The sequence below is a fragment of the Xanthomonas sp. SHU 308 genome (genome assembly GCF_000364645.1).
Classification (GTDB): domain Bacteria; phylum Pseudomonadota; class Gammaproteobacteria; order Xanthomonadales; family Xanthomonadaceae; genus Xanthomonas_A; species Xanthomonas_A sontii.
Genome location: NZ_AQOK01000392.1, coordinates 1 through 1,970 on the forward strand (window position 1 = coordinate 1; position 1,970 = coordinate 1,970).

The 1,970-nt window shown below is 72.0% G+C and carries 1 protein-coding gene; it reads left to right on the forward strand.

What is annotated here, in order from left to right:
- A partial coding sequence (locus D588_RS0113140) for a cellulose synthase subunit BcsC-related outer membrane protein (protein ID WP_017916309.1) occupies positions 1-1,689 on the forward strand: 1,689 nt, incomplete at its 5' end.
- Positions 1,690-1,970: the final 281 nt, after the last annotated feature.

Here is a 1,970-nt window from a genome sequence, read left to right on the forward strand (position 1 = left end):
GCGCCGCGCGCGTCCCTGCGCCAGCCCGCCGCGCCGGCCAGCGCCGGCGGCGGTTCAACCGTGCTCGACGAGCTGCGCGAGGTGCAGGCCGAGAACAGCGACAGTCTCGCCACCGGCGCCAGCTACCGCGCCCGCGACGGTGAGGCCGGCCTGGGCCGGCTGCGCGATCTGGAAGTGCCGCTGCACGGCGAGTTCGCGGTGGGCGAGGGCAAGCTGCAGGTCGACGTCACCCCGACCCTGCTCGACGCCGGCACGCTCGGCACCGGCTACGCCACCGCCAGCCGTTTCGGCGCCGGCCCGGCCGCGGCGATGGGCGATGCCCTGGCCGCCGACCGCACGCCGATCGACAGCCTGGTCGGCAGCGACCTGTACCAACTGCTGCTCACCGAGGGCAACAGCAACGCCACCCGCAACGCGCTGCGCACCTATGCGGTCAACACCGGGCTGTACAACAAGCTGTTCAACGACACCGACCCGGCGCTGACCAACGCACAGCGCGAGGCGGCAGCGCTGCAGGCGCTGTACGCCGAGCCGCTGTCGGCGTTCCTGCTCGGCAACACCGCCGCCGACACCGCGATCGGCACGCTGGCCAGCGCCATCCTCGGCGACGCCTCGCGCAGCGCCGACCTCAGCGCCGCCGACATCGCCCGCTTCCGCAACCTCGCCGCCAACCCCACCGCCGCGGCGCTGACCCCGGCCGGCTTCAGCCAGGCGCTGTACACCATGGCCGCCAACGGCAACGGGGCGCGGCGCATGGACCAGGACGCGCGCGGCGTCGGCATGGCGGTGACCTACAAGAACGGCGGCTTCAGCGCCGACCTGGGCAGCACCCCGGTCGGCTTCCCCGAGCGCCGCATCGTCGGTGGCGTCGGTTACCGCGGCCAGGCCGGCGACAACCTCACCTATTCCGGCCAGGTGTTCCGCCGCGCCGTCAGCGACAGCCTGCTGTCCTTCGGCGGCGTCGACGACGGCCGCGCCGGACTCGGCTGGGGCGGCGTGACCAGCAACGGCCTGCGCCTGTCGGCCACCCTCGACAACGGCCTGCTCGGCGGCTACGCCAGCGTCAGTGCCGACCGCCTGGTCGGCCGCAATGTCGCCAGCAACGACCACCGCCAGGTCGACCTGGGCGTGTACGTGCACGCGCTGGACACCGAGAACCAGTCGCTGACCGCCGGCCTCAACCTGACCGCGATGCAGTACGACAAGAACCTGGGCGGCTACACCTACGGCCAGGGCGGCTATTTCAGCCCGCAGGACTACGTGGACCTGGGCTTCCCGGTGCACTGGAGCGGCCGCACCGCCGGGCGCACGGTCAATTGGAGCGTGGACGCCAGCGTCGGCGTGCAGCATTTCCGCAGCGACGACAGCCCGTACTTCCCGACCAGCACGCAGATGCAGCAGGCCGCCTACGACGCCGCCTCGCTGGCCGCACTGCTGGGCCTGACCGACCGCTACGTCGCGCCGGTCTATGCCGGGCAGAGCAAGACCGGCATGTCCTACAACATCGCCGGCGCGGCCGAATGGCAGATCGCCCCGCAGCTGTTCCTGGGCGGCCGCCTGCTGTTCAACAACGCACGCGACTACACGCAGTTCAGCACCAACCTCTACGTGCGTTTCGTGCTCGACCGGCTCGGCGCCGGCCTCGGCCGCCGCCCGCAGGTGCTGGCCTCGCCGTACGTGCCGGAGTAGGGCGCGTGCCGCGCGGAGACCGGCGCAGGCGTCAACTGTCGTACAGCCGCGACAAGCGGCACCGACACCCGACTGACACCCTCCGTCGTCGGGACTGAAGTCCCTCCCGCAAGGATGCCCCGCGCATCCCTGTGGGAGCGACGTCAGGCGGGCGTCACGTGTGCACATCCATCTCGGCGGATGGCCCACGGCGCTGCGGAACCACGCGTGACGGAACGCGCGCTACGCTGGCTGGGTGCACTTTGGGAGGGACTTCAGTCCCGACGCATTGCGCCATCGGC